Origin of the sequence: Campylobacter sp. MIT 97-5078 (assembly GCF_006864455.1) — a bacterium.
Lineage (GTDB): Bacteria > Campylobacterota > Campylobacteria > Campylobacterales > Campylobacteraceae > Campylobacter_D.
In genome coordinates, this window is sequence record NZ_QHLK01000039.1 from 1 (window position 1) to 1,678 (window position 1,678).

A 1,678-nucleotide genomic window follows, 5' to 3' on the forward strand; every position below is an offset into this window, starting at 1 on the left:
TGTGCTAAATTTATCTTCTAAGAGTTTTTTTAAAAATTCACTTCTTATATTGTCATCTTTATAAGTTTCTTTGTTTTTACTTTCACCTTGTATGGGTTTAAAAGGTTCATCGATAGGCTTAACCAGCAAATTATCACCCATAGCCCTTTCAAATTCCTTTGCAAACTCATCGTGTCTTTGCTTAAAGTCCAAATATTTATTTTTAAATTCATCTAAACTTAAATCTTCACTCATAAGCGTATCAAATTCATCCTTAAAATTCTTAGCCTTTTGTATCAAAGAACTATCCAAATGAAAACTCTCAGCATAAGAAACATAAGTTTGCAATTTGCTTCTTTCTCTATCAATCCCCATCCAAGTATCAGAAACGATATTTTTAAAAGACGATTTTTCTATTTTGTTAGGGTCTTTGAGCTGATTTTTTTGCATAAAAGCATAAAATTCATCCATATCTTTTTGCTTTATATGGCTATCAAAGCCATTAATTTTACCATAAAGAGTGTTTTTAGCCTCTTTCATCTTAAGCCCTTTGTTTGCAAAAAGCTCTTGTAAAACATCATTTTTAGTAAAATCATCTTTAAGGGTAATATTAAATTCTTTATTAATGTGTTCTTTATTAAAATTTTCGCCAAATTTATCAAAACTTTGCAAATTTTCTTTGTAAAAATTACCCAATTCTTTCGCCCAATCCACATAATCATACAAGGCTTTAGAACTAAGCTTTGTTGTAGTTAAAATTTGATCCAAATTCTTTACCCAATTTGCATTGATTTTATAATCTTTTGGCAATCCTGCAGCCTCATTAAAATCGCTCGTAAAAAAGCCGTCTTTATCCACGCCGTAACCTAAAATTTGACTTGTAGCTTTGGCTTTATCGCTGATTAAAATTGAGTTTGTTTCTTGCGTTTCTTTATTTTGAGTAGTGCGTGAATTTGCCCCATTTAAATTCTCATTTTTTTTAGAATTTAAGGTGCTTGTGTAATTGTGATTTAAATTTGATATGCCATTTACCACTGTTTTTTTCTTCTAATATAAAATTTCTATAATATCATTAAAATCAAATTACATAACATTAGGATTATAACCTCCCATTGCACTTTCAATTTGAGACTTATATTTTTGAGTCATTTCTTTGATAATCATATTATAATTTAATAATCTGTTAGAAGTTGTAGAATCAAATTTATAATATTGCCCATTTACATCTCTTACACCAACTTGGTATGAGAAAAGAACATATGGCTGTCCTAAACTAGATCTTTTAATTTGTCTTTTTACTATATATACGGGAGAAAAAGTATAAGATTGATTTGTAATATCAAGGTAATCTATAAGTCTTCTCTCGCTAGGATTTGGACAGCTTGCTATATCAAGCCCACATAATCCTTTTTCAGCGTTTGAAACTTTAAGAATATAATTTTTAATGTAATCTATTTCTCCTGGATGGAAATTTGCTACAAGATAAAATTCAGAAGTAAGATTTAGTTTATCTTGATTAAAATTAGTATCTAGTATATAATACCCACCCTTAACCTCTTTCATCTCATCAAGGCTAAGAACTTTAACACCTTTAGAGTTATCACTTAAGGCACCTTGAGTAACTTTAGCTAAAAAATCATCTGCTAAAGCTGAACTTACAAACAAAGAACCTAATGCTACAAGGCTAAGAATTTTCTTT

At 29.1% G+C, this 1,678-nt stretch carries 2 protein-coding genes; both read right to left on the bottom strand.

The window, feature by feature from the left end:
* A partial coding sequence (locus tag DMB91_RS08705) for a Cj0814 family flagellar-dependent secreted protein (protein ID WP_143116918.1) occupies nucleotides 1-1,014 on the bottom strand: 1,014 nt, incomplete at its 3' end.
* 48 nt (nucleotides 1,015-1,062) lie between these two features.
* Nucleotides 1,063-1,678: bacteriocin (locus DMB91_RS08710; protein ID WP_143116919.1), on the bottom strand; the 616-nt coding region annotated here is incomplete at its 5' end.